Below are 21380 nucleotides of genomic sequence, written 5' to 3'. Positions count from 1 at the left end.
GCACTGTAGGACCGGGCACCGACACTCCGCTGCGCTGTACGGCTCGCTGCCGGCCGACGGCGCCTACAGCGCACCTACCTTTCACATCCATGGGTCCGCGCCTCCGCGCGTGCGCTCGTGCGGACGGTGGGCGGCAAGCTCGCAGTTCACGGCAGGTGCCGTCGGCCCGCACTCGGCCGGGAATAACCGCGCACCCGCTGCGGCTATCCTTTACTGGTCATGAAGTCGGCTTTTTCGGGTCCGGTCACCGGTGCTGCGCCCCAGACGGTCTACCTCGATCATGCGGCGACCACACCGATGCTGCCCGCCGCGATCGAGGCGATGACGGCTGCCATGGCGCGGCCGGGCAACGCCTCGTCGGTGCACGGATCGGGTCGTGCGGCGCGCCGGTTGCTCGAGGAGGCGCGGGAGTCGATCGCCGCGAATCTGGGCGCCAGGCCCTCCGAGGTGATCTTCACCTCCGGCGGCACCGAGAGCGACAACCTGGCGGTCAAGGGCATCTACTGGGCGCGCAGGGACGCCGACCCGCGCCGCACCAGGATCATCGCCAGCTCGATCGAGCATCACGCGGTCATCGACGCGGTGGAGTGGCTGGAGCAGCACGAGGGCGCGCAGGCCACCTGGCTTCCGGTGGACGCCGACGGCGTCGTGTCGCCGCGCATGCTGCGGGCGGTGCTGGCCGAACATCCCGACGAGGTCGCCCTGGTGACCGTCATGTGGGCCAACAACGAGGTCGGCGCCATCCAGCCGATCGCCGAACTTGCCGCGGTGGCACAGGAATTCGGTGTGCCCATGCACAGCGACGCGATCCAGGCGGCGGCCCAGCTGCCGATCGACTTCGCCGCGAGCGGCCTGTCCGCGGCCAGTTTCGCCGGGCACAAGGTGGGCGGACCGCACGGCGTCGGCGTGCTGCTGCTCGGCAGGCAGGTGGAGTGCGTGCCGCTGCTGCACGGCGGCGGGCACGAGCGCGACCTGCGCTCCGGCACCTCGGACACCGCGGCCGCGGTCGGCTTGGCCACCGCGCTGGACGTCACCGTCGCCGAACTGTCCACGCGCACCGCCGAATTGGCCGCGCTACGGGACGCGCTCATCGTGGGCGTGACCGAAGCGGTGCCGGAGGCCGTGCTGAACGGCCCGGTGGGCGCGCAGCGCCTGCCCGGCAACGCGCACTTCACGTTCCCCGGCTGCGAGGGCGATTCGCTGCTCATGCTGCTGGACGCCGCCGGGATCGAATGCTCGACCGGCTCCGCCTGCAACGCGGGCGTTGCCACGCCGAGCCACGTGCTGATCGCCATGGGCGTCGAACCATGGGTCGCGCGCGGCTCGCTGCGATTCTCGTTGGGGCACACGTCGACCCGCGCCGACGTCGACGCCCTCCTCGATGTCTTGCCCCAAGTGGTGGAGCGGGCCAGGGCCGCTGGCCTTGCCAGTGCGAAAGGTGGTGTGTGATGCGGGTACTCGCGGCGATGAGCGGTGGTGTCGACTCGGCTGTCGCGGCGGCGCGCGCCGTCGACGCCGGGCACGAGGTGGTCGGCGTGCATCTCGCGCTCTCGGCCACGCCGGGCACGCTGCGCACCGGTTCGCGCGGCTGCTGCTCGAAGGAGGACGCGGGCGACGCCCGCCGCGCCGCCGACGTGCTCGGAATCCCTTTCTACGTCTGGGATTTCGCGGACCGCTTCAAGGAAGACGTGATCGACGACTTCGTTGCGGCCTACGCGGCGGGCGAGACGCCCAACCCGTGCCTGCGCTGCAACGAGAAGATCAAGTTCTCGGCGCTGGCCGACCGCGCGGTGGCGCTCGGCTTCGACGCCGTCGTCACCGGTCACTACGCCCGGCTCGAGGACGGCGTGCTGCGCCGCGCGGTGGACGCCGACAAGGACCAGTCCTACGTGCTGGCCGTGCTCACCGCCGAGCAGCTCTCCCGCGCCATGTTCCCGGTGGGCGACACCCCGAAGCCGCAGATCAGGGCCGAGGCCGCCGAGCGTGGCCTCGCGGTGGCGAACAAGCCGGACAGCCACGACATCTGCTTCATCCCCTCCGGTGACACCCGTGCCTTCCTCGGCGCCAAGATCGGCGTCCGCCCCGGCGCCGTGGTGGACGCCGAGGGCAAGGTGCTCGCCGAGCACGAGGGCGTGCACGGCTTCACCATCGGCCAGCGCAAGGGCCTCGGTCTTGCGGGCCCCGCGGCCGACGGCAAGCCACGCTACGTCACCGACATCGACCCCGCGTCCGGCACGGTGCGCGTCGGCTCGGCCGACGACCTGCGGGTATGGACGGTGCGCGCCGAGCGCGCGATCTGGACCTCGGGTTCGACGCCGGAAGGCCCGATCGAGTGCGTCGCGCAGGTGCGCGCGCACGGCGGCACCGCTCCCGCGATCGCCGAGGCGGTGGACGACGGCCTCGAGGTGCGGCTGCGGGAACCGCTGACCGGCGTGGCCCGAGGGCAGGCCGTCGTGCTGTACCGGCTGGACGCGCTCGGCGACGAGGTCATCGGCAGCGGCACCATCAGCGACACTTCGCGCGAGCCGCACTCGGCCGACGACGCGGCGCGGGTAGAGGCGCGGTAGGGCGTCCGCGGGCACACGCTGGATGGCCGCGGGATCCGTGCGCGGTACTGTCACGATGCCCCGGCGGAGACGACACGGCTCTCGGCCGCATCGTCGGAATACCGCGGCGGTGTACGGCACACATCGACATGAGCAGGGTAGGACGTGGTGAGCGAAACCGGTACTGACGCTGCGGCTTCCGCCGAACGCGGTGCGGCCGATCCGTTGACCGGCGGTATCGCGACGGCCGTCGGTTCGTGGCCTGGCGCCGATCCGCGCGAAGCCGCGAATACCGTGCTCGGCGAGCTGGCCGAGCTGACCCACTTGCCCGAGCTACCCGGCCGCGGCCTCGGCGCCGACATGATCGGCCGCGTCTCGGCCCTGCTCGTGGACATGCGCTTCGACACGAGCACCCGCGGCTACCGGCTGGCCGCGCGTCCCGGCGCGGTCTCCCGCCGCGCCCGCGATCTGCTGCGCGCCGACCTGGACGCGCTCGAAGAGGCATGGGAGACATCGGGTTCGGCGGGTACCGGACGCGTCGTCAAGGTCCAGGCCGCCGGTCCGCTCACGCTGGCCGCCGAGGTCGAGCTGCACGGCGGGCACCGCGCGCTCACCGATTCCGGTGCGCTGCGCGATCTTTCGGAATCTCTGGCGGAGGGTCTCGCCAAGCACGTGGCCGAGGTGGGCAAAAGGCTCGGCGCGCGGGTCGTGCTGCAACTCGACGAGCCGTCGCTGACCGACGTGCTGAACGGTTCGCTGCGCGGGGTGAGCGTGCTGGACACCGTGCGCGCGATGCCGGACCCGGAGGCGCTCGCGGTGCTCGACGCCGTCATCGACGCGCAAGCCGTGCCGGTGCTGGTGCACAGCTGCGCCGAGCCGCCCGCGCTGGCCTTTCTGCGCCGCAGCGCGGCCGCCGCGATCGGCTTCGACGTCGCGACGATCCGTACCCGCGATCTGGACAGCATCGGCGAGACGCTCGATGCCGGGAAGCGGCTGGTGCTCGGGCTGGTGCCGACCATCGACCCGGCGACCATGACCACCGCGTCGGCGGCCAAGAGTGCGCCGCCCGCGCCGGTGACCTGGCGTGAGATCGCGGAACCTGGCGTACGGCTGATCGATCGCCTCGGCTTCCCGCGCACCGCGCTCGCCGACCGCGTGCTCGTCGCACCGGCGTGCGGGCTGGCCGGCGCGCCGCTGCCCTGGGCCCGGCGCGCGCTGAGCCTGGCGAACGAGGTCGCCCGCGCCTACGCCGATGACCCGGAGTCGCTGACGTTCTCCTGACCGGTCCAGACCGGGCGACAGGGGCATCGACGTGCGGGAACGTGTCGGTGCGCTCGACTACTGTGCCTCTCGTGAGTGACAGCGACAGTGCGGCGGTTCCGGCGACGGCAGAGCAGCGGGTGCAGTGGCAGCGGCTGGCGGACGAGGTGCGCGAACACCAGTTCCGTTACTACGTGCGCGATGCGCCGATCATCTCCGACGGGGAGTTCGACGAGCTGCTGCGGCGGCTGGAGGCCATGGAGGACGAACACCCGGATCTGCGGACGCCCGATTCGCCGACCCAGCTGGTCGGCGGCGGTTTCGCGACCGACTTCACCGCGGTCGACCACCTGGAGCGGATGCTCTCGCTGGACAACGTGTTCAGCTACGACGAACTGCGCGCCTGGGCCGCGCGAGTGGAGGCCGAGACCGGTCCGAACCTGCACTACCTGTGCGAGGTGAAGATCGACGGCGTCGCGCTCAACCTGGTCTACGAGAAGGGCAGGCTGGTGCGCGCCGCGACCCGCGGCGACGGTCGCACCGGTGAGGACGTCACGCTCAACGCGCGCACCATCGACGACGTCCCGGCCGAGCTCGCCGCCACCGACGAGTTCCCGATCCCCGACCTGCTCGAGGTGCGCGGCGAGGTCTACATGCGGCTGGAGGACTTCGAGACGCTCAACGCGTCCATCGTCGCCGAGGGCAAGCCGCCGTACGCCAACCCGCGCAACACCGCGGCCGGTTCGCTGCGGCAGAAGGACCCTTCGGTCACCGCGCGCAGGCGGCTGCGGATGATCTGTCACGGCTTCGGCCGCATCGAGGGCTACACCCCGACCTCGCAACACGACGCGTACCTCGCGCTGGCGGCGTGGGGGCTGCCGGTCTCCGAGCACACCAGGCGGGTGCAGGGCGTGGAAGCGGTGATCGAGCGGGTGGCCTACTGGGGCGAACACCGCCACGACATCGAGCACGAGATCGACGGTCAGGTCATCAAGATCGACGAGATGTCGCTGCAACGCCGCCTCGGTGCGACCTCACGGGCGCCGCGCTGGGCGATCGCCTACAAGTACCCGCCAGAGGAAGCAACGACCAAGCTGCTGAACATCGAGGTCAACGTGGGCCGGACCGGGCGGGTCACCCCGTTCGCGGTGATGGAGCCGATCTCCATCGCGGGGTCCACCGTCGCCATGGCGACGCTGCACAACGCCTCGGAGGTCAAGCGCAAGGGCGTGCTGATCGGCGACACGGTCACCATCCGCAAGGCGGGCGACGTGATCCCCGAGGTGCTCGGCCCGGTGGTGGACGCGCGCACCGGCGAGGAACGCGAGTTCGTCATGCCGACGCACTGTCCCGAATGCGGCACCGAGCTGGCGCCGGAGAAGGAGGGCGACGCCGACATCCGCTGCCCGAACCAGCGTTCCTGCCCCGCGCAGCTGCGGGAGCGGGTGTACCACGTGGCCAGCCGCAATGCCTTCGACATCGAGGCGCTCGGCTACGAGGCGGCTATCGACCTGCTGAAGTCCGGGGCGATCACCGACGAGGGCGACCTGTTCGACCTCGATGAGCCACGTCTGCTCACCACCTCGCTGTTCGCCAACAAGAGCGGCAGCCTCTCCGCGAACGGCAAACGGCTGCTGGACAACCTCGATTCCGCCAAGGACCGTCCGCTGTGGCGGGTGCTGGTCGGCCTGTCCATCCGGCACGTCGGCCCCACCGCGGCCCGTGCGCTGGCCGCCGAATTCGGCAGCATGGAGCGGATCGAGTCGGCCACCGCCGAGGAGCTCGGCGCCGCCGACGGCGTCGGCCCGACCATCGCCGCGGCGGCGGCCGAGTGGTTCACCGTCGACTGGCACCGCGCGATCGTCGACAAGTGGCGCGCGGCAGGCGTGCGGATGGAGGACGAGCGCGACGAGTCCATCGAACGAACGCTGGAGGGCCTGTCGATCGTCGTCACAGGTTCGCTGCAAGGCTTTTCGCGCGACGGCGCGAAGGAGGCCATCTTGATGCGCGGCGGTAAGGCGGCGGGCTCGGTCTCCAAGAAGACGGCGTTCGTGGTGATCGGCGAGTCGCCGGGTTCGAAGGCGGCCAAGGCCGAGGAGATCGGCGTGCCGATCCTGGACGAGGACGGATTCCGGTTGCTGCTGGAGGGCGGGCCGGAGGCGGTGACGCCCGCGGTGTCCGACGCCGAGGAAGACGCCGAGACGTAGCCCGCGCCCGGTGATTTCATACGGTGGCGAACGGTACTTGACCTGAACCATGCTTCAGGTATGACGATCGATCGGGTAGGCAACTACCAGGAGGCCGTCATGACTCACCGTCCCACCGCCCTGATCACCGGCGCATCGGCCGGGCTCGGCCTCGCGCTCTCCCGCGCGCTGGCCGGGCGCGGCTGGCGGGTGATCGGTACCGCCCGTCGCGGCGACCGGCTCGACCGGGTGCGCGCCGAGCTGGGCGTCGCGTTCATCGCCGTCACCGGTGATGTCACCGATCCCGCGCACCGCGCCCGGCTGGCCGAAATCGCCGCGGGCGCGGGACCGCTCGACCTCGTGGTCAACAACGCCAGCAGGCTCGGACCGAGTCCGCAGCCCCGGTTGGCCGACTATCCGCTCGATGAGCTCGAGGCCGTCTATCGCACGAATGTCGTAGCGCCGCTGGCGATCCTGCAAGCGGTGCTGCCGATGCTCGATCTCGGCGGCGTCGTGGTCGACATCAGTTCCGACGCCGCCGTGGAACCGTATCCGGGGTGGGGCGGATACGGTTCGGCCAAGGCGGCGCTGGACCAGCTCACCGCGATTCTCGCGGCCGAGCATCCGGAGCTGGCCATCTACTCCTTCGATCCGGGCGATATGCGCACCGAGATGCACCAGGCCGCGTTCCCCGGCGAGGACATCTCCGATCGGCCGGAGCCGGAGAGCGTCGTGCCCGCGCTGTTGCAGCTGCTCGACGAACGTCCGAAGAACGGCCGCTACACCGCGGCGGATTTCGCGGTGGCGCGATGAGCGAACATCGCTCGTTGTCCAAACACGGAAACGTCAGGGCGGCGACAGCCTCCGCCGGGCGGGTGCGGTCCTTCGAGCTGCCGGATCAACGCAATGCCGATTCGCCGCCGGAGGCGCGCGGGTTGGCGCGGGACGAGGTCCGGTTGTTGGTCGCCGGAGATCGGCTGACGCACGCGCGGTTTCGTGAACTGTCGCGGTACCTACGGCCGGGCGACCTCGTGGTGGTGAACAATTCGGCGACAACCTCCGCCGCCGTCGACGCCGCCCTCGCCGATCTGCCGATCACCCTGCACTTCGCCACCTGGCTGGACGACGGCGGCTGGGTGGTCGAGGCGCGCACCCGCGAGCGCACCCCGCTGCCCGACCGCGAACTGCGCGCGGGCGCCGTGCTCGAGTTCCCGGACGGAGCGCACGCGACGCTGCGCGAGCCCTGGCTGCCGGGGGCACGCAGGCTGTGGATCGCCGATGTCACCGTGGACCCGCGGGTTCTCATGCGCGCGCACGGCCGACCGATCACCTATTCGTACGTGCCGCGGCGATGGTCGCCTTCGTACTACACGACGGTGTTCGGACGCATCCCGGGCAGCGCGGAAATGCCCAGCGCCGCACGGCCGTTCACTCAGGATGCGGTCCTGGATCTGGTGACTTCGGGGGTTTCCCTCGCGCCGGTCACGCTGCACACCGGCGTCTCGTCACCGGAGGCGGGCGAGCCGCCGAGCCCGGAGCGTTTCGCCGTGCCCGCCGCGACGGCCCGCCTGGTGAACGACACCAAAGGCGCGGGCGGGCGGGTTGTCGCCGTCGGCACCACGGTCACTCGCGCGCTGGAATCGGCCGCCGACGAAGACGGCCGGATGCGGCCCGCGAGTGGATGGACCGAGCTGGTCCTCGGTGCGGACCGTCCGGCCCGTGTGGTCGACGGCCTGATCACCGGCTGGCACGCCCCTGGCGCGTCCCACCTGGACCTGCTGGTCGCGGTCGCGGGCGAGACCACCGTGCGCCGCGCCTACGCCGAGGCACTCGACACCGGCTACCTGTGGCACGAATTCGGCGACAGCGCCCTACTCTTGCCCAACGCCTAGAAGGAGTAAAGCCCAAGTCTTGATGATGCCTGGATATAGGCGGAGGGCGTCGAAGACCAGTTTGTGTGGGTGGTGCGGGACACTCGACGAGAACCTCTCCGGGGCCTGGGAATCGGCCCGGTGTCCGCGGTGATCAGGCGGGCGTGACCCGCACGGTGGCGCTCTCCTGGCCCTCGATCTCGAAGCGCGCGCAGTGCCCGCCCGGCTCGAGCTCGACATGCCGCCGGTTGACGCGGCGCGGACCGTCGGTCTCCACGACGACCGTCGTTCCGCCCGTCGAGCACACCTTGCTCACCGCGGGCCGCGCGGTGTACGTCGCGGTGCCGCTCTGGCACAGATTGGTGGCGTTGTTCAGGAACACCCGCGCGGTTCCGTCCTGGCACGGCGCGTCGGCGATCGCCGTCTGCGGTACCGCCACCACCGTTCCCGCGGCGATCGCCCCGATCACCGCACCACGGATCACGAGCCGACGGAGCATACGTGTCATCGTTGGACCTCATCCCTGGGAGACGTTCCGAAAGCCACGCCCCCACAGGGCCTAGCGCCAGCATGCTAACCCTGATCGCCCCGGCTGTCCGCCCGTCCGTCCAACGCCGACCGCCAATGTTTCGGGAAAAGGACGTCGTCCACCGAGACCGCGATATCGGCGAAGCGAAGCGGAATGACTTCGCCGCCCACGCGCGGAGAAATTCGTCGCGGGTCCACCGCTCGGCGATCGAAGCCTCGGTCATAGCGACGGGCTAGCGCGTCACTGCGGCAGTAAGGTTGGCGATCGCTGGTATTTTCGCAGGTGGCAACACCTTTAGCGGAGTACCACAGCTGGCGGCGGCTATTGGGTTTCCTGTCCTCGGAGGCGGGTCGCCGGGCCGAGATGCGGGTTGGTGTCGCTTCGCGGCAGACGGGACGGAAGTATGTCGGCATGCTGCGGAGTTTTCAGGTGACCAACCACAGATCGCTGGCCGATCGACAAGAGTTGCGACTGACCAAGGGGAGCGGACCAGTGGCCGTCCCGGTGACCGCGGTGCACGGTGGAACGGCGGCGGGGAAGACGAGCCTGATCGACGGGCTCGGGCACATGCGCGACGCGGTGCTGCATTCGGTCACCGGGTGGGATCCGTACGCGGGCCCGGTTCGCGCGCCGCACTTGGGTTTTCCGGATCGGCCATCCGAGTTCGTCGTGGGGTTCGTCGCGGAGGGTTGCCCGTTCACCTACGGCTTCCGGCTGGACAACGCCGAGGTGACGGCCGAGTGGTTGCACAGCCACCCGCGCTCGCGCAAGCGAATCGTGTTCGAGCGCAACGGCGAACAGATCAAGATCGGTCCCATGTTCGAGGCCGCCCGCTACGGTATCGCCGCACTGGTGCCCCTGGTGCGCCCGAACGCGTTGCTGCTCAGCCTCGCCGGGCAGATGTACGCCGAGGCGCTGGTGCCCGCCTACCGCTGGTTCTCCTCGATGCTCGAGGTGCAGCGCGGCGCGGTCGAGCCGGAAGCGGTGGCGCACCGGCTGGGTAGCCACATCTCGCGTTCTCCGGACAATGCCGCTCGGCTGTTGCTGTTGCTGCGCGCCGCCGAACTGGGCATCACGGATCTGCTGATCGCCGAGAACGACCCGCTCTATGCCGACTACCTGCGCGAACTCGACGCCGACATCGACGGCGCCGGTAAACAGGTCGAGCTGTGCGCCACCTCACCGGGCCACGCCGACCGACTACTACAGGACACCGGGCTCACGCCGCTGCTGCTGGAACGGGAGCTGACGAACCTGCGCGCCGCCCGTGACGCGCTCTACACCCGCATGGTGGCCCGGCGCGGGGTCGGCCTGAGCCTCGTGCACGCGGGCATCGACGCCCCGTTCGACGTCACCGACGAATCCGCCGCGACACTTTCGCTGCTGCGCCTGCTGCCCACCATGCTCGACGCGCTCGACAACGGCCGGGTGCTCGCGGTCGACGACATCGGCGAGCGGCTGCCCGCCGAACAGGCAGACCGGCTGATTCAGCTGTTCCAGAACCCGGAGACCAACGCCAACGGCGCCCAACTGGTCTTCACCACCGACAACCGCTCGCTGATCGATCGGGGCAACGGGCGTTCGCAGCGCACCCGCACCGCGGTCTGGCAGGTCCGCCGCACCGAGCTCGGAACGAGCGAACTCGCCGCGCTCTGACGCCCCCCCGCGCCGGACTGGACGTCCACCGGTGCCAGTCCTCGCAGGTTGTTCGCACGCTTCGCAGGGCCAGCAACCTCTGCGAAGCGAGTGGAAGGTCTGCGAGGACGGGGGTTGGCGGGGCGTCGGGGCGTCGTGCGGTTGTGCGTGGCCCACGCGCCGAGTGCGTCGTCGTACGCGCCATACGATGGGGACATGCTGGAATTCGCAATGCTGGTGATCATGGTCACCACGCTCGTGGCGTTGCTGGTGGCCTATCGCCGGGGGCGGCAGGGCTTCCAGCCCGCCGAACCGGAGTCCGGCACGCTGTACGTCACGGGCGTGAGTCCGCGCCCGGACGCCGTGGGCGAGCAGTTCGTCACCATCACCGGCAATCTGTTCGGTCCCTCGGTGCCGGAGACCGTCGTCTACGGCCGTTTCGTGTGGGACGTGAATCAGTGGCCCGCGATCGGCGATTACATCCCGGTGGTCTACCCGCACGGCAAGCCGGATCGGTGGCAGATAGCTCATCCCGGCGGTCGTCCCGGCCTCGGCTCCTGAACTGGTCGGATGTCAAGGTCGCCCGCGGCGGTGGCAGGATATGCCGTTATGAGCGTGCACGAGATGGTCATCCGGACGGCGACTCCGGAGGAGTACGCCGCGATCGGCGAGCTGACCGTCGACGTCTACGTGGGCGAGGGCTACGTCCCACCGGGCAGCCCGTACGCCGCCGAGCTCGCCGACACCGTGCGCAGGGCGGCCGCGGCGCAGGTCGTGGTCGCGGTGCACGACGATCGGGTGGTCGGCTCGCTCACCGTCGCCCGCTACGGCATGCCCTACGCGGAGATCGCCAGGCCCGGCGAGCTGGAGTTCCGCATGCTCGCGGTCGACAAGCGGGCGCGCGGCCTCGGCGCGGGAACGGCGCTGGTGCGCACCGTGATCGAAATGGCGGCCGCGGAATCGTGCGAGGCGGTGGCGTTGACCACCATGCCCGTGATGGTCGACGCCCGCCGCATCTACGATCGCTTCGGTTTCGTCGCTGTGCCGGAACGGGATTGGACGACGCCGGCGGGCGAACTGCTCACCGTGCTGCGCCTACCGCTGCGCACGCACTGACGCCGATCGCGCGAATCCACTTGCGCGGCAAGCGCCGCGAATGTCGATGAACCGTTGTCCTCGACCCGCGGAGGTCTCCGGACGGCGCGGTTCAACCAAGGACGGTCGCGACGATGCCCGCCAGATACCCGAGTCGCGCCACTTCCGACGGCCGGAAATCGGGCCCGCCCGGCCTGCCGAGCAGCAGCACCTTGCCGGTGTTGCCCAGCGGCGCCGCGGCGAGCTTGGTGTCCATATCGCGCCAGATCTGCGGCACCCACGCGGCCTCCGGGTCGAGCGCCGAGGGCTTCTCCAGCGGCATCCACGGCGCCGAACCGGCCTGCGTCTGCGGCGCGCTCTGGCTCCCGACCACCCGGTAGGCGCCGTGCGGCCCCAGGTCGATCACGGTGCTCCAGCCGACCCGCAGCACCCGGGGCACGCCGTCGACGAGCACTTGCAACCGATCGTCGCGGGCGCTGGCCACCTGGTCGATGAGCTCGAGTTCGCGGTGCGTGTCCAGCACGCCCGAATAGGGGCGGATGGAGTCCACGTGCACGTCGCCGATCGATTCCGCGGCGGTGATCAGGGTGTCCGGGAGTGCGTTGGGTGGAACTTCCACGACGAGATCGTCCACGGCGAAGCCTGCCCCGCGTTCCACCACATCCAGCGAGAGGATGTCGGCGCCGACGGAACCCAATGCGAGCGCGAGTGCGCCGAGGCTTCCCGGGCGATCCGGAAGTTGCACGCGAAGCAGATAAGACACGCGCGTTCCTTTCCTCTGGCCGGCCGAGCCTGGTGGTCGGATACCCGGGTGACGCAATACTTACACCCCCGACGCCCGGTTATCGACTCGAAGCGCTGCCAGTGACGAACGCCACGTGGCGGTTTCGCGCCATCACGGCGTGTCGGGCTAGACCTGGTGGTGTGTCGTCGGAGTTCACGCGGTCGGACGGGCGGTGAGTCGCGCGGCGTACCGTCGATGCGCCCACCGCGGCGCTGGGTCAAGTCCCGGCGCTGTGGTGATTGGGTGGCCGGGGTGATGGGGTGGCCCGGGTGATTGGGCGGGCGGGGGTGCCGGATAGGCGGAGGTGACCGGGTGGGCGGAGCGATCCCGGTCGCGGACTAACATCTTCCGTGCACGATGTGAGCCGCGCGCAAGCGCGGTCGTCGTGCACGGCCACCCATGCACAACCATGCCGAAAGGGGTCCCGCGGTGCCCGCCATCTCCCGCGACGAGGTCGCACACCTCGCCCGGCTGTCCCGGCTCGCGCTGTCCGACGCCGAACTGGATCAGTTCGCCGGTCAGCTGGATTCGATCCTGAGTCACGTGCGGACCATCTCCGAGGTCGCCGCCGCCGACGTGCCTGCCACGGCCTCGCCGAATCCGGCGACCAACATCACGCGCCCCGACCAGCTCGTGCCGGGCCTGACGCCACACGAGGCCTTGGCGGCCGCGCCCGCGGTCGACGAGCAGCGCTTCATGGTGCCGCAGATTCTGGGAGAGGGCGAATGACCGAGCTGACCACCCTCAACGCGGCCGAGCTGGCCGCGAAGATCCACGCACGCGAGGTGTCCTCGGCCGAGGTCACCCAGGCGCACCTGGATCGGATCGCCGAGGTGGACGGCGAGCTCAACGCGTTCCTGCACGTGGCGGGCGAGCACGCGCTCGCGGCCGCTTCCGCGGTGGACGCGGCGCTGGCCGAGGGGCAGGCTCCTGCCTCGCCGCTGGCCGGAGTTCCGTTGGCGCTCAAGGACGTCTTCACCACCACGGACATGCCGACCACCTGCGCCTCGAAAATCCTCGAGGGCTGGATGTCGCCGTACGACGCGACGCTGACGTCCAAGCTGCGCGCGGCGGGCATCCCGATCCTCGGCAAGACCAACATGGACGAGTTCGCCATGGGCTCGTCCACCGAGAACTCCGCCTACGGCCCGACCCGCAACCCGTGGGACACCACCAGAATCCCGGGTGGTTCCGGCGGCGGCTCGGCGGCCGCGCTGGCCTCCTACCAGGCGCCGCTGGCCATCGGCACCGACACCGGCGGCTCCATCCGGCAGCCCGCCGCGGTGACCGCGACCGTCGGCACCAAGCCGACCTACGGCACGGTCTCGCGCTTCGGCCTGGTCGCCTGCGCGTCCTCGCTGGATCAGGGCGGGCCGTGCGGTCGCACGGTGCTCGACACCGCGCTGCTGCACGAGGTGATCGCCGGCTACGACCCGAGGGACTCCACCTCGCGCAACGTGCCGGTGCCGCCGGTGGTGGCCGCCGCGCGCGAGGGCGCCGCAGGTGATCTGCGCGGCGTGAAGATCGGCGTCGTCAAGGAGCTGCACTCCGACAGCTACCAGCCCGGCGTGCTCGCCTCCTTCGACGCCGCCGTCGGCGTGCTGAAGGAACTGGGCGCGGAGGTCGTCGAGGTGTCGTGCCCGCACTTCGAATACGGCCTGCCGTCCTACTACCTGGTGATGCCGTCGGAGGTGTCGTCGAACCTGGCGCGCTTCGACGCCATGCGCTACGGCCTGCGCGTCGGCGACGACGGCACGCACAGCGCCGAGCAGGTCATGGCGCTGACCCGCGCGGCGGGCTTCGGCCCTGAGGTCAAGCGCCGCATCATGATCGGCACCTACGCGCTCTCGGCGGGTTACTACGACGAGTACTACGGTCAGGCGCTCAAGGTCCGCACCCTGATCGCGCGCGACTTCGACGCCGCCTACGAGCAGGTCGACGTCCTGGTCTCGCCGACCAGCCCGTTCACCCCGTGGAAGCTCGGCGAGAAGGTCGACGACCCGCTGGCCATGTACCTGTCGGACTTGTGCACGCTGCCCACCAACCTGGCCGGTCATCCGGCCATGTCGGTGCCGTCGGGTCTGAGCAAGGACGACGGCATGCCGGTGGGTCTGCAGATCATGGCGCCCGCGTTGGCCGACGACCGGCTGTACCGGGTGGGCGCGGCCTACGAGGCCGCTCGCGGACCCGTCGCCTGACGGCGGACCGGACAACGGCGAGCGGGCCGGGGCGCGACGCCCCGGCCCGCTCGCCGTTTCGTGCTCGCTCAGCGCAGGTCGGCGAGATTCACCGCCGCCGCCATCGCGCGGTAGCCCGCGTCGCTGGGGTGTAGGTGATCCCCGCTGTCGAAGGCGGGCAGCAAGCGGCTCGGGTCCGCGGGGTCGGCGAGCGCGGCGGCAGTGTCGACGACCGCGTCGTATTCGCCGGAGGTGCGGATCCACTCGTTGACGGCCAAGCGCTTGGCCTCCGCCTCCGGCGTGTCGTACGGCGAACCGCCCAGCGGCAGGATGGTCGCGCCGATGACGCGAAGTCCGGCGGCGCGGGCACGGGCGATCAGCTCCCGGTGCGCGGCGATCAGCTGGTCCGCCGAGACCGGCACCGGCGGTTCACCGAAACCGGGCGCGCCCGCGCTGAGACCGATGTCGTTGGCGCCTTCCAGGATGATCACCGTGCCGATACCCGGCTGATCGAGGACGTCGCGCTGGAAGCGGCGCAGCGCGCTCTCGCCCAGCCAGTCGGAGTCGACGGTCACCCGGTTGCCGCCGATGCCCTGATTCAGTACCGCGCGCGGGGCGCCGGTGGCGGCGAGGCGTTCGGCGAGTTCGTCGGGGAAGCGGTTGTCCGCGTCGGCGGTCGATCCGACGCCGTCGGTGATGGAATCGCCGAAGGCCACCACGGCGGGCCGGTTCGGCGCGAGATCGGCCACCTCGACGCCCGCCAGGTAGTACCAGGTCGGGGTGGTCTCGGTGAACGCGGCGGCGGTCGGGTCGGCGCGGTGATCGCCCGCGGCGCGGTAGGTGGTAGCGATGGCCTGCGCGTGCTGCGTGGCGGGGCCGGTCGGCTCGGCGAAGTACAGCGTGATGGTGATCGAGTCGAAGGCGCTCAGCGGCAACGGAACCGGATCGGTGACGAGGTCGGCGCCCGGCGCGATCACGAAAGTGGGTGACAGCCCGACGGTCAGATTCGACAGGGTCTCGGGCTGGATGGCGCCCGCGCCCGCGGTCCGCGCGATGGTCGCGCCGGTGATCGTCAGCGGCGCGGCGCCGTAGCGGTTGGTCAGCCGCACCCGGGTGGTGAGCCCGCCCTCGCTGACCCGAACCACTTGGCGCAGTGTCTGATTCGCGAAGCCCTGCTCGGCCCAGTTGGTCACGAACGCGCGGCTCGGCAGATGTGGCGACGTCGCCCATGCCGCGCTCCACCCCGGCGGCTCCGCGGGGCGGGCCGCCGCGCCCGCGGCGGTGAACGGTAGCAGGATCAGCAGCAGAGCCAGCAGGGCTCGGGCGATGCGCACGGTGTAATCCGTTCTCTCGTGGTCCAACTCGGCGGATCGCCGAACAGGACGACACAACCACGAGAGGGCGGAGACGATTCCCGGCGTGTGTCAGGCGGTGCGCAGCGTCTCGGCGCGGCGCTGGATGCCCGCGGTCATGCCATCGAAACCGCGGCGCAGATTCGCGCCGAGCGCCGCGGCCACCACCGGGTGGAACCAGCCGCCGAGCTCGAAATGCGATTCGTACCGGGTGCGATCGGGGCTCACCGCGGTCACGGCGTGCGAGCGCAGGCTGTGCAGCGCGCCGAGGGGCACCGGTTTCATCGAGTAGCTGAGCTCACGGCCCGGAGTGTGGCTGCGAATCCATTCGCGCTGGCGCCGCGGGGTTGAGCCGTAGACCTGCACGAGCATGTCGATCGGTTCACCGGGCGTCAGCGTGCTCTCGCATTCGGTGACGAATGGGTTCCACTCGCCGTAGCGGGGGAGGTCCGTGATCACCTGCCACACCAGGTCGGCCGGTGCGTCGATGTACACGACCGCGTCGATGACAAAGCCCATGGGAGCAAATTAGAACAAGTTCTACTGTCGCGTCAACGAACGGCCCGCTCAACACGAACCAAGCGCCGTGCCCTGGTCGATGCCATAGCGGTGGCCGTGGCCTGGTGGCGCGTCGAGGGCGGCGAGGAGATCCGCGGTGGTCTGCACGAAACTCACCACCGGGAGCCAGCGCGGGACCGGGGCGTCGACCCGGACGCCGGTGAGGTCGGGCGCCCGCCACAGCAGCGCGGGTGACCAGTGCACGACCGGATCGGAGCTGTTGGCGAGCACGGTCGCGCCCGCGCGGTGCACCTCGCCCGCGGGCGGGCCGGCCCAGAGCACGGCGCAGGTGCGGCGGTCCTGCTCGGCGTCGTCGGCGAAGATCGCGCTGCCGCCGACCGCGCCGAGGCTCTGGCCGTGGACGAACAGCCGAGGGGGCTCGGCCATGGCGCGCAGGCGTCGTTCCACGGCGTCGAAGAGGGCGCGGGCGGCCGCGACGGCGTCGGCACGGCCGAAGAGGAACGTCGCCCAGCTCGGCGCGTAGGAGTACTGGAGACCGACCACCGCCACGTCACCGCCGAAACGCTCGGCGAGACCGGTCACCGCGTTGGCGTCGATCCAGCCGGATCCCGTCGGCAGCGCGACAACGACATTGGACCGGTCCAGCCCGCCCGAGCGCTCCAGCTCCCGGATCGCCAGCGCGACACGGGAATCGAGGTCCGATGCGGAGTCGACGCCGACGTACACGCGCACCGGCCCCTCGGGTCCTCCGCTGACGAACTTGCGTCCTTGCGCGCCCAGCGAAGGCCAGCTGACCGCCGACTCTGCGCTGCCCGACCTGGCACGCGAAACCGGTTGCGTCAGAGCCGGATCCATCGCGACGTTGGCGGCCGCGTAGACCTGTTGACGCCAGCCGACCACCGCGGGCGTCAGTACCAGGTAGCCCACCGCCGCGGCGACCAGGCCGAGCGCCAGTCCGCGGAGCAGCCCGAGTTTGCCCAGCACCCAGCGCAGCGCCTTCGCCACCCCGATGACCAGGCCGGTGAGCAGTGCGGCGCCGAACGCGCAGCGCAGCCAGTAGCCCGGACCGATCTGCGGGGTCCCCATGGCAGCGCGCAGATCGTTCTGCCAATGCCCGGCGCGCCATGCGGCGAACGCGACCGCCGCGCCGACCACAACGAGCAGCGCCCGACGGTAGTGGCCGAAGCGCGTGTCGACGTCGAAGTGCCAGCGGCCGAGCATCATTCGCGATATCGCGGCGAATCCCAGTGCGCACGAGATCAATAGCGCGGTGAGGATCGCCTGCGCGCCCGCCGTGCGGGGGAGCAGACCAGGCGCGAGCGAGAGAAGCGTTCCGACGCCGGCTGCCAGCGTCGTCCCGATGCGCGGTGCGCCGGTGAACCGCGCCCACCCCGGGCGCTTCGGCTGCGGCGCCTTCGGTGCGGGGTCTGGGGTTTCGGTGTATCGCTGTGCGGTGGTGGTCATGCCGAAACTCCCACGGCGACCGCATCGTTCGCCACCAACGCGCTCGCTTGCCGCGGTGCGCCGAGGACGAGCATGAGGAGCGCGCCGAGGCCGAGCAGGCCGAGCCCGGCGAGACCGATCAGCCATCCGCCGCGTCCGGCCGCCGCACCGCCCGCGCCGAGCAGCGTCTCGACGACGGGCGCGCCGTAGTGCTGGCGGCGCGAGTTCAGATCCACCACGGTGTCGGCGATATCCGCCATCGCGTAGCACCTGGCCCGCCCCCACGATTCGACGCGGGCGTCGCACGCCGCCCGCATCCGGCGGTCGAGCGCGGTGTCCACGGCCTGCCTCGCCCACGGGCCGAGCGGCTCGCCGCGGCGAGCCGCGTAGCGCAGCAGGTCGTAGCCGAGATCGTGTGCCTTGCATGCGGTATCGAACTCGGCGGGCAGCGGGACGGGCGAGGAGCAGTCACCGCTCGGGTTGGCCAGCAGGCCGCGCACCGGTACCGGCCGATAGCCGAGCACGGTCGCGAAGTCGCCGGGAAGTGCTGCGGCCGAGGCATTCTCGCTCGCGGTGAGGGCGGCGATCGCGGTGGCGGCCGCGACGTTCTCGACGACTGGATGCGTGGCGCTCGCCGCTTGCGCCGCGGGGGCAAGGGCGACGGTGGCCGCCATCGTGGTCAGCGCCGCGGCCGTCAGCGCCGCGACCCGGCGCAGCCCGGTGGAGGCGGCGTCCTGGCGGCGGGCGGGGGCGGCGATGGTCTCGGTCCTCATGGGCCTCGACGCTAGGAACGGCCCACGCTCACCGGCCTCCCGCCGCGGTGCGGTTTCGGTCGCCGTGCCCGCGAGGGAGCGGGCTCGTCGTCTCCCACCGGGGTACTGGGTGCGAATTCACCCGTGGGTATGAGGCACGCGACGGGCCGAGGTTCCTAGGGTCGTCACCATGAAGCAGAAGACCCGTGGCCTGACCGGGCGGATGGACGCGCGCGCATGGTTCGACGTGTTCGTCGTGCTCAGCGCGCTGATCCTCTACTCCGTAGCGTGGCCGACGCTGCACGTCACGCACGCCGTGTCGCCGGGAGCGCAGCCGTTCATCGCCGCGCTGGCCGCTTTCCCGATCCTGCTGGTGCGGGTCAACCCGGCGCTGGGCTGGGCCATCTCGGCGGGATCGGCGCTGCTCATCGCGCTGGCCATCCCGCACCAGCCGAACAACGATCTGCCGTTCCAGGTGGTGCAGGTGATCGTGCTGATCGCGCTGCTGTTCGCGGTGGGGCTGCGCGCCCCGGTGCAGATCGTCGCGGTCGCCTGGGGCGCGACCTCGCTGCTGTTCGGCACGACCATGCCGGGCGAGGGCGAGGCGTTCGCCAACGCCGCGTGGGGCTGGCCCATCGCGCTGGCCGCGGTCGTGCTGTTCGCCCTGCTCGTCCGGTGGCTGGTGCTCTCGCGCAGGGAACTGCTGCGTCGAGAGGAGGAGAACGAGCTGGAACGAGCCCGCCGCGCCATTCTCGAGGAGAAGGCGCGTATCGCCCGTGATCTGCACGATGTGGTCGCCCACCACATGTCGCTGGTGGTGGTGCAGGCGCAGACCGCTCCGTACCGGGTGGAGGGCGTGACCCCGGCCGCGCGCGCCGAATTCGAATCGATCGGCGCCACCGCGCGCGAGGCGCTCAACGAGATCCGCGGCATGCTCGGCGTGCTGCGCAGCGACGGGCAGCTGCCCGAACACGCGCCCCAGCCGAAAGCGGAGGACGTGCTCGCCCTGTTCGACGGAGCCAAGCGCGCTGGCGTCACGATCGACTGGACGGTCCAGGGCGAGCTCGGCTCGGTGCCGGAGACCACCGGGCTCGCGCTGTACCGGATCGCCCAGGAATCGCTGTCGAACGCCTCGCGGCACGCGCCGGGAGCGCCGGTGCGGGTGGAGATCGTCTGCGGTATGGAACTGCTTTTGCGGGTGGTGAACGGACCCGGCGCGACGCCCCCGCGGCCGGTCGGCAACGGCGGGCACGGCATCGCGGGCATGCGGGCCAGGGCGTTGGCCGTCGGTGGCGAGGTCACCGCCGATGCGAGCCCCGACGGCGGGTTCGAGGTGCGGGCACGCCTGCCGTTCGGGCCCGCGCTCGCCGAGGCCACGTCGGCGGTCGCGCCGCCGATCGTGTCCTGAGCCCGCTGCTCTTCTCGGTGGGCGATCCGGGCGCGCGCCTCGCATGTGGGGCGCGGCAATTAGGGTGGGCGCGTGGCAATAACGGTTTTGATCGCCGACGATCAGGCGATGGTCCGCCAGGGCTTCGGCGCCCTGCTCGCCGCGCAACCGGACATCAGCGTCGTCGGCGACGCCCCCGACGGCAAGGTCGCGGTGACGGAGGCCAAGCGGCTGCGTCCCGACGTGGTGCTGATGGACGTGCGCATGCCGGAGATGAACGGACTGGACGCGGCGCGCGCGATCCTCGCGGCGAATTTCGACCCGCCGGTGCGGGTGCTGATGCTGACCACTTTCGACATCGACGACTACGTGTACGAGGCGCTCAGCCTGGGCGCCAGCGGGTTCCTGCTCAAAGACGCGCCCGCCGAGGAACTGGTGCGCGCGGTGCGTGTGGTCGCCGATGGGCAAGCGCTGCTCGCGCCGACCGTCACCCGCAGGCTCATCGCCGATGTCACCAGCCGCCGCGCCGCGGCGCGCGCCAAACCCGCGCCGCAACTGGCCGCGCTCACCCCGCGGGAGCGCGAGGTGCTGGAGCTGATCGCGAAGGGCATGTCCAACACCGAGATCGCCGAGGCGCTGTTCGTGGCCGAGCAGACCGTGAAAACCCATGTCTCCAAGGTCTTCTCGAAGCTCAACCTGCGCGACCGGGCGCAGGCCGTTGTGCTCGCCTACGAATCCGGGCTGGTCACCCCCGGCTGATCAGTCCGGGCACTTGCCGCCGCGCAGCTCGTCCACGTGGCGGCCGAGCAGCGCGGCGAGGCTGTCGAGCAGCGCCGTCGCGTCCGTGAAGCGGCCCGAATCAGCCTGTGCCGCAAGAGCGATCGCCACCAGACCGGACCGGGACGGCAGCAGCCCGAACTGGCGGGCGGTGTAGATCCCGGTCGCGTCGTCCGGACCCCAGCCGCCCTTGAACTCGGCGCCCTCCAAAGTCCCGAGACCCCAGCCCTGGTCGGGGACAATCTCGCCCATCAACCGGGTCACCGTCTCGGTCTGCGGCAGACACGGCAGGCGCGAGGCGAACCGGACCTGATCGGTCAGCGACCACTCGGTCGCGCCGAACGCCTCGTAGTCGAGCCGGGTGCGCGGACCCGCAACGCCGGTGACCGCGTCGCCCGCCTCGTCGAGCACCTGCTGCACGGCCTGGGCGGCCTCCAGCCCAGCACCGAGCGAATTCCACAGCGCGTCGGCGGCGGCGTTGTCGGAGACGGTGATAGCGGCCTCGGCGTCGGGCATGGCGCCCTCGGGATCGTGGCGCAGCGCCGCGATGGCCAGCGGAACCTTGATGGTGGACCAGGCGATGCCGGTGGTCCAATCCCCGAAGACGGTGATCCGGGTACCGCCCACCGGCATGATCGCCAAACCGACCTGGCCCGGCAGGGTGGGCTGCAACTGGGTGAAGTCGGCGGCCAGCGAGTTCGGCAGGCTCACCGTGCGTCCCGCGGCCCAGGTGCCCGCCGTCTGCGCGGCCACGGTCGCGGTGGTGTGCTTCTCCGCGCGCTCGGGCCCCAAACCGCAGGAGACCATGGCCAGCAGCGTCGCGCCGACGCCGACACGCAGCACCGGACGACATAGGGAAACGATTCGAGCCGACTCCACCACCGTGAACCTCCCCACCGCCCTGCGCGTCCCGCGCTGTCCTCGGCGGTGCCTTCTACCCGTCCAACCCGTCCGGGCGATCCACCGGCCGAGAACCCACCACCGTGCTCGCTCGTGGGAAGTGACGCGATGATGATGTGCTGTACATAGTTTGCCGATCAACGGGCAGAATTCGAAACCGAGCGTTC

Annotated in this window: 20 protein-coding genes; 13 read left to right on the top strand and 7 right to left on the bottom strand. The window is 70.9% G+C overall.

Going from position 1 to position 21380, the window contains the following annotated elements; translation table 11 throughout:
- Positions 1-219 precede the first annotated feature (219 nt).
- The 6 genes from AB0H50_RS04155 to AB0H50_RS04130 all read left to right on the top strand — a co-directional run bounded on the left by AB0H50_RS04155 (position 220) and on the right by AB0H50_RS04130 (position 7884).
- Positions 220-1449 carry a cysteine desulfurase family protein gene (locus AB0H50_RS04155; RefSeq protein WP_357446392.1) on the top strand — a complete coding sequence of 410 codons (1230 nt, stop codon included), beginning with the start codon at positions 220-222 and terminating at the stop codon, positions 1447-1449.
- The gene (mnmA, locus tag AB0H50_RS04150) at positions 1449-2567 is read left to right on the top strand and encodes a tRNA 2-thiouridine(34) synthase MnmA (RefSeq protein ID WP_357446390.1); all 1119 of its coding nucleotides are present in this window, start codon (positions 1449-1451) and stop codon (positions 2565-2567) included. Before AB0H50_RS04155 ends, mnmA begins: the two co-directional genes overlap by 1 nt.
- 204 nt (positions 2568-2771) lie before the next feature.
- Positions 2772-3827, top strand: a complete 1056-nt coding sequence (locus tag AB0H50_RS04145; RefSeq protein ID WP_357447271.1) for a methionine synthase — start codon at positions 2772-2774, stop codon at positions 3825-3827.
- Positions 3828-3946: 119 nt separating this feature from the next.
- Positions 3947-6013 (top strand): NAD-dependent DNA ligase LigA, encoded by a 2067-nt coding sequence (gene ligA / locus AB0H50_RS04140; protein ID WP_357447268.1) that lies wholly within the window; start codon positions 3947-3949, stop codon positions 6011-6013.
- A gap of 60 nt (positions 6014-6073) precedes the next feature.
- Positions 6074-6805, top strand: a complete 732-nt coding sequence (locus AB0H50_RS04135; RefSeq protein WP_357446387.1) for an SDR family oxidoreductase — start codon at positions 6074-6076, stop codon at positions 6803-6805.
- On the top strand, positions 6802-7884 hold the full coding sequence (locus tag AB0H50_RS04130) for an S-adenosylmethionine:tRNA ribosyltransferase-isomerase (RefSeq protein ID WP_357446384.1): 1083 nt from the start codon (positions 6802-6804) through the stop codon (positions 7882-7884). Before AB0H50_RS04135 ends, AB0H50_RS04130 begins: the two co-directional genes overlap by 4 nt.
- A gap of 133 nt (positions 7885-8017) precedes the next feature.
- On the opposite strand, the gene AB0H50_RS04125 is transcribed toward AB0H50_RS04130, so the two are convergent.
- Positions 8018-8371 carry a hypothetical protein gene (locus AB0H50_RS04125; protein ID WP_357446381.1) on the bottom strand — a complete coding sequence of 118 codons (354 nt, stop codon included), beginning with the start codon at positions 8369-8371 and terminating at the stop codon, positions 8018-8020.
- Between the two features lie 450 nt (positions 8372-8821).
- Between AB0H50_RS04125 and AB0H50_RS04120 the strand changes: the two genes are divergently transcribed.
- From AB0H50_RS04120 to AB0H50_RS04110, 3 genes are all read left to right on the top strand, one after another.
- Entirely contained in the window at positions 8822-10048 is a 1227-nt protein-coding gene (locus tag AB0H50_RS04120; RefSeq protein WP_357446378.1) for an ATP-binding protein, read from the top strand.
- 195 nt (positions 10049-10243) lie between these two features.
- On the top strand, positions 10244-10588 hold the full coding sequence (locus AB0H50_RS04115; RefSeq protein WP_357446375.1) for a hypothetical protein: 345 nt from the start codon (positions 10244-10246) through the stop codon (positions 10586-10588).
- Positions 10589-10636: 48 nt separating this feature from the next.
- Entirely contained in the window at positions 10637-11143 is a 507-nt protein-coding gene (locus AB0H50_RS04110) for a GNAT family N-acetyltransferase (RefSeq protein WP_357446373.1), read from the top strand.
- A 91-nt stretch (positions 11144-11234) separates the two neighbouring features.
- Here AB0H50_RS04110 and AB0H50_RS04105 read toward each other — a convergent pair whose 3' ends face one another.
- Entirely contained in the window at positions 11235-11885 is a 651-nt protein-coding gene (locus AB0H50_RS04105; RefSeq protein ID WP_357446370.1) for an amino acid-binding protein, read from the bottom strand.
- A 450-nt stretch (positions 11886-12335) separates the two neighbouring features.
- Here AB0H50_RS04105 and gatC point away from each other — a divergent pair, with 450 nt between their 5' ends.
- Entirely contained in the window at positions 12336-12635 is a 300-nt protein-coding gene (gene gatC / locus AB0H50_RS04100; protein WP_357446367.1) for an Asp-tRNA(Asn)/Glu-tRNA(Gln) amidotransferase subunit GatC, read from the top strand.
- Positions 12632-14104 (top strand): Asp-tRNA(Asn)/Glu-tRNA(Gln) amidotransferase subunit GatA, encoded by a 1473-nt coding sequence (gene gatA / locus AB0H50_RS04095; protein WP_357446364.1) that lies wholly within the window; start codon positions 12632-12634, stop codon positions 14102-14104. Before gatC ends, gatA begins: the two co-directional genes overlap by 4 nt.
- A 68-nt stretch (positions 14105-14172) precedes the next feature.
- Here gatA and AB0H50_RS04090 read toward each other — a convergent pair whose 3' ends face one another.
- From AB0H50_RS04090 to AB0H50_RS04075, 4 genes are all read right to left on the bottom strand, one after another.
- Positions 14173-15417 carry an SGNH/GDSL hydrolase family protein gene (locus AB0H50_RS04090; protein WP_357446361.1) on the bottom strand — a complete coding sequence of 415 codons (1245 nt, stop codon included), beginning with the start codon at positions 15415-15417 and terminating at the stop codon, positions 14173-14175.
- A 90-nt stretch (positions 15418-15507) separates the two neighbouring features.
- Complete coding sequence (locus AB0H50_RS04085) at positions 15508-15954, bottom strand: SRPBCC domain-containing protein (RefSeq protein WP_357446359.1); 447 nt, start codon at positions 15952-15954, stop codon at positions 15508-15510.
- Positions 15955-16002: 48 nt separating this feature from the next.
- The gene (locus AB0H50_RS04080; protein WP_357446356.1) at positions 16003-17418 is read right to left on the bottom strand and encodes an alpha/beta-hydrolase family protein; all 1416 of its coding nucleotides are present in this window, start codon (positions 17416-17418) and stop codon (positions 16003-16005) included.
- On the bottom strand, positions 17415-18170 hold the full coding sequence (locus tag AB0H50_RS04075) for a hypothetical protein (RefSeq protein ID WP_357446352.1): 756 nt from the start codon (positions 18168-18170) through the stop codon (positions 17415-17417). The genes AB0H50_RS04080 and AB0H50_RS04075 overlap by 4 nt, the downstream gene beginning before the upstream one ends.
- Before the next feature lie 202 nt (positions 18171-18372).
- Between AB0H50_RS04075 and AB0H50_RS04070 the strand changes: the two genes are divergently transcribed.
- Both AB0H50_RS04070 and AB0H50_RS04065 read left to right on the top strand, forming a co-directional pair.
- The gene (locus tag AB0H50_RS04070; RefSeq protein WP_357447265.1) at positions 18373-19557 is read left to right on the top strand and encodes a histidine kinase; all 1185 of its coding nucleotides are present in this window, start codon (positions 18373-18375) and stop codon (positions 19555-19557) included.
- Between the two features lie 72 nt (positions 19558-19629).
- Complete coding sequence (locus AB0H50_RS04065; protein ID WP_357446349.1) at positions 19630-20295, top strand: response regulator transcription factor; 666 nt, start codon at positions 19630-19632, stop codon at positions 20293-20295.
- Here AB0H50_RS04065 and AB0H50_RS04060 read toward each other — a convergent pair whose 3' ends face one another.
- Positions 20296-21192: a hypothetical protein gene (locus tag AB0H50_RS04060; RefSeq protein WP_357446347.1), complete on the bottom strand. Its 897-nt coding sequence runs from the start codon at positions 21190-21192 to the stop codon at positions 20296-20298.
- Positions 21193-21380 lie beyond the last annotated feature (188 nt).

It is taken from the genome of Nocardia sp. NPDC050793, assembly GCF_040654065.1.
Classification (GTDB): domain Bacteria; phylum Actinomycetota; class Actinomycetes; order Mycobacteriales; family Mycobacteriaceae; genus Nocardia.
The sequence above is the reverse complement of the archived record's forward strand: the minus strand, read 5'-3'. Positions and strand labels throughout refer to the sequence as shown.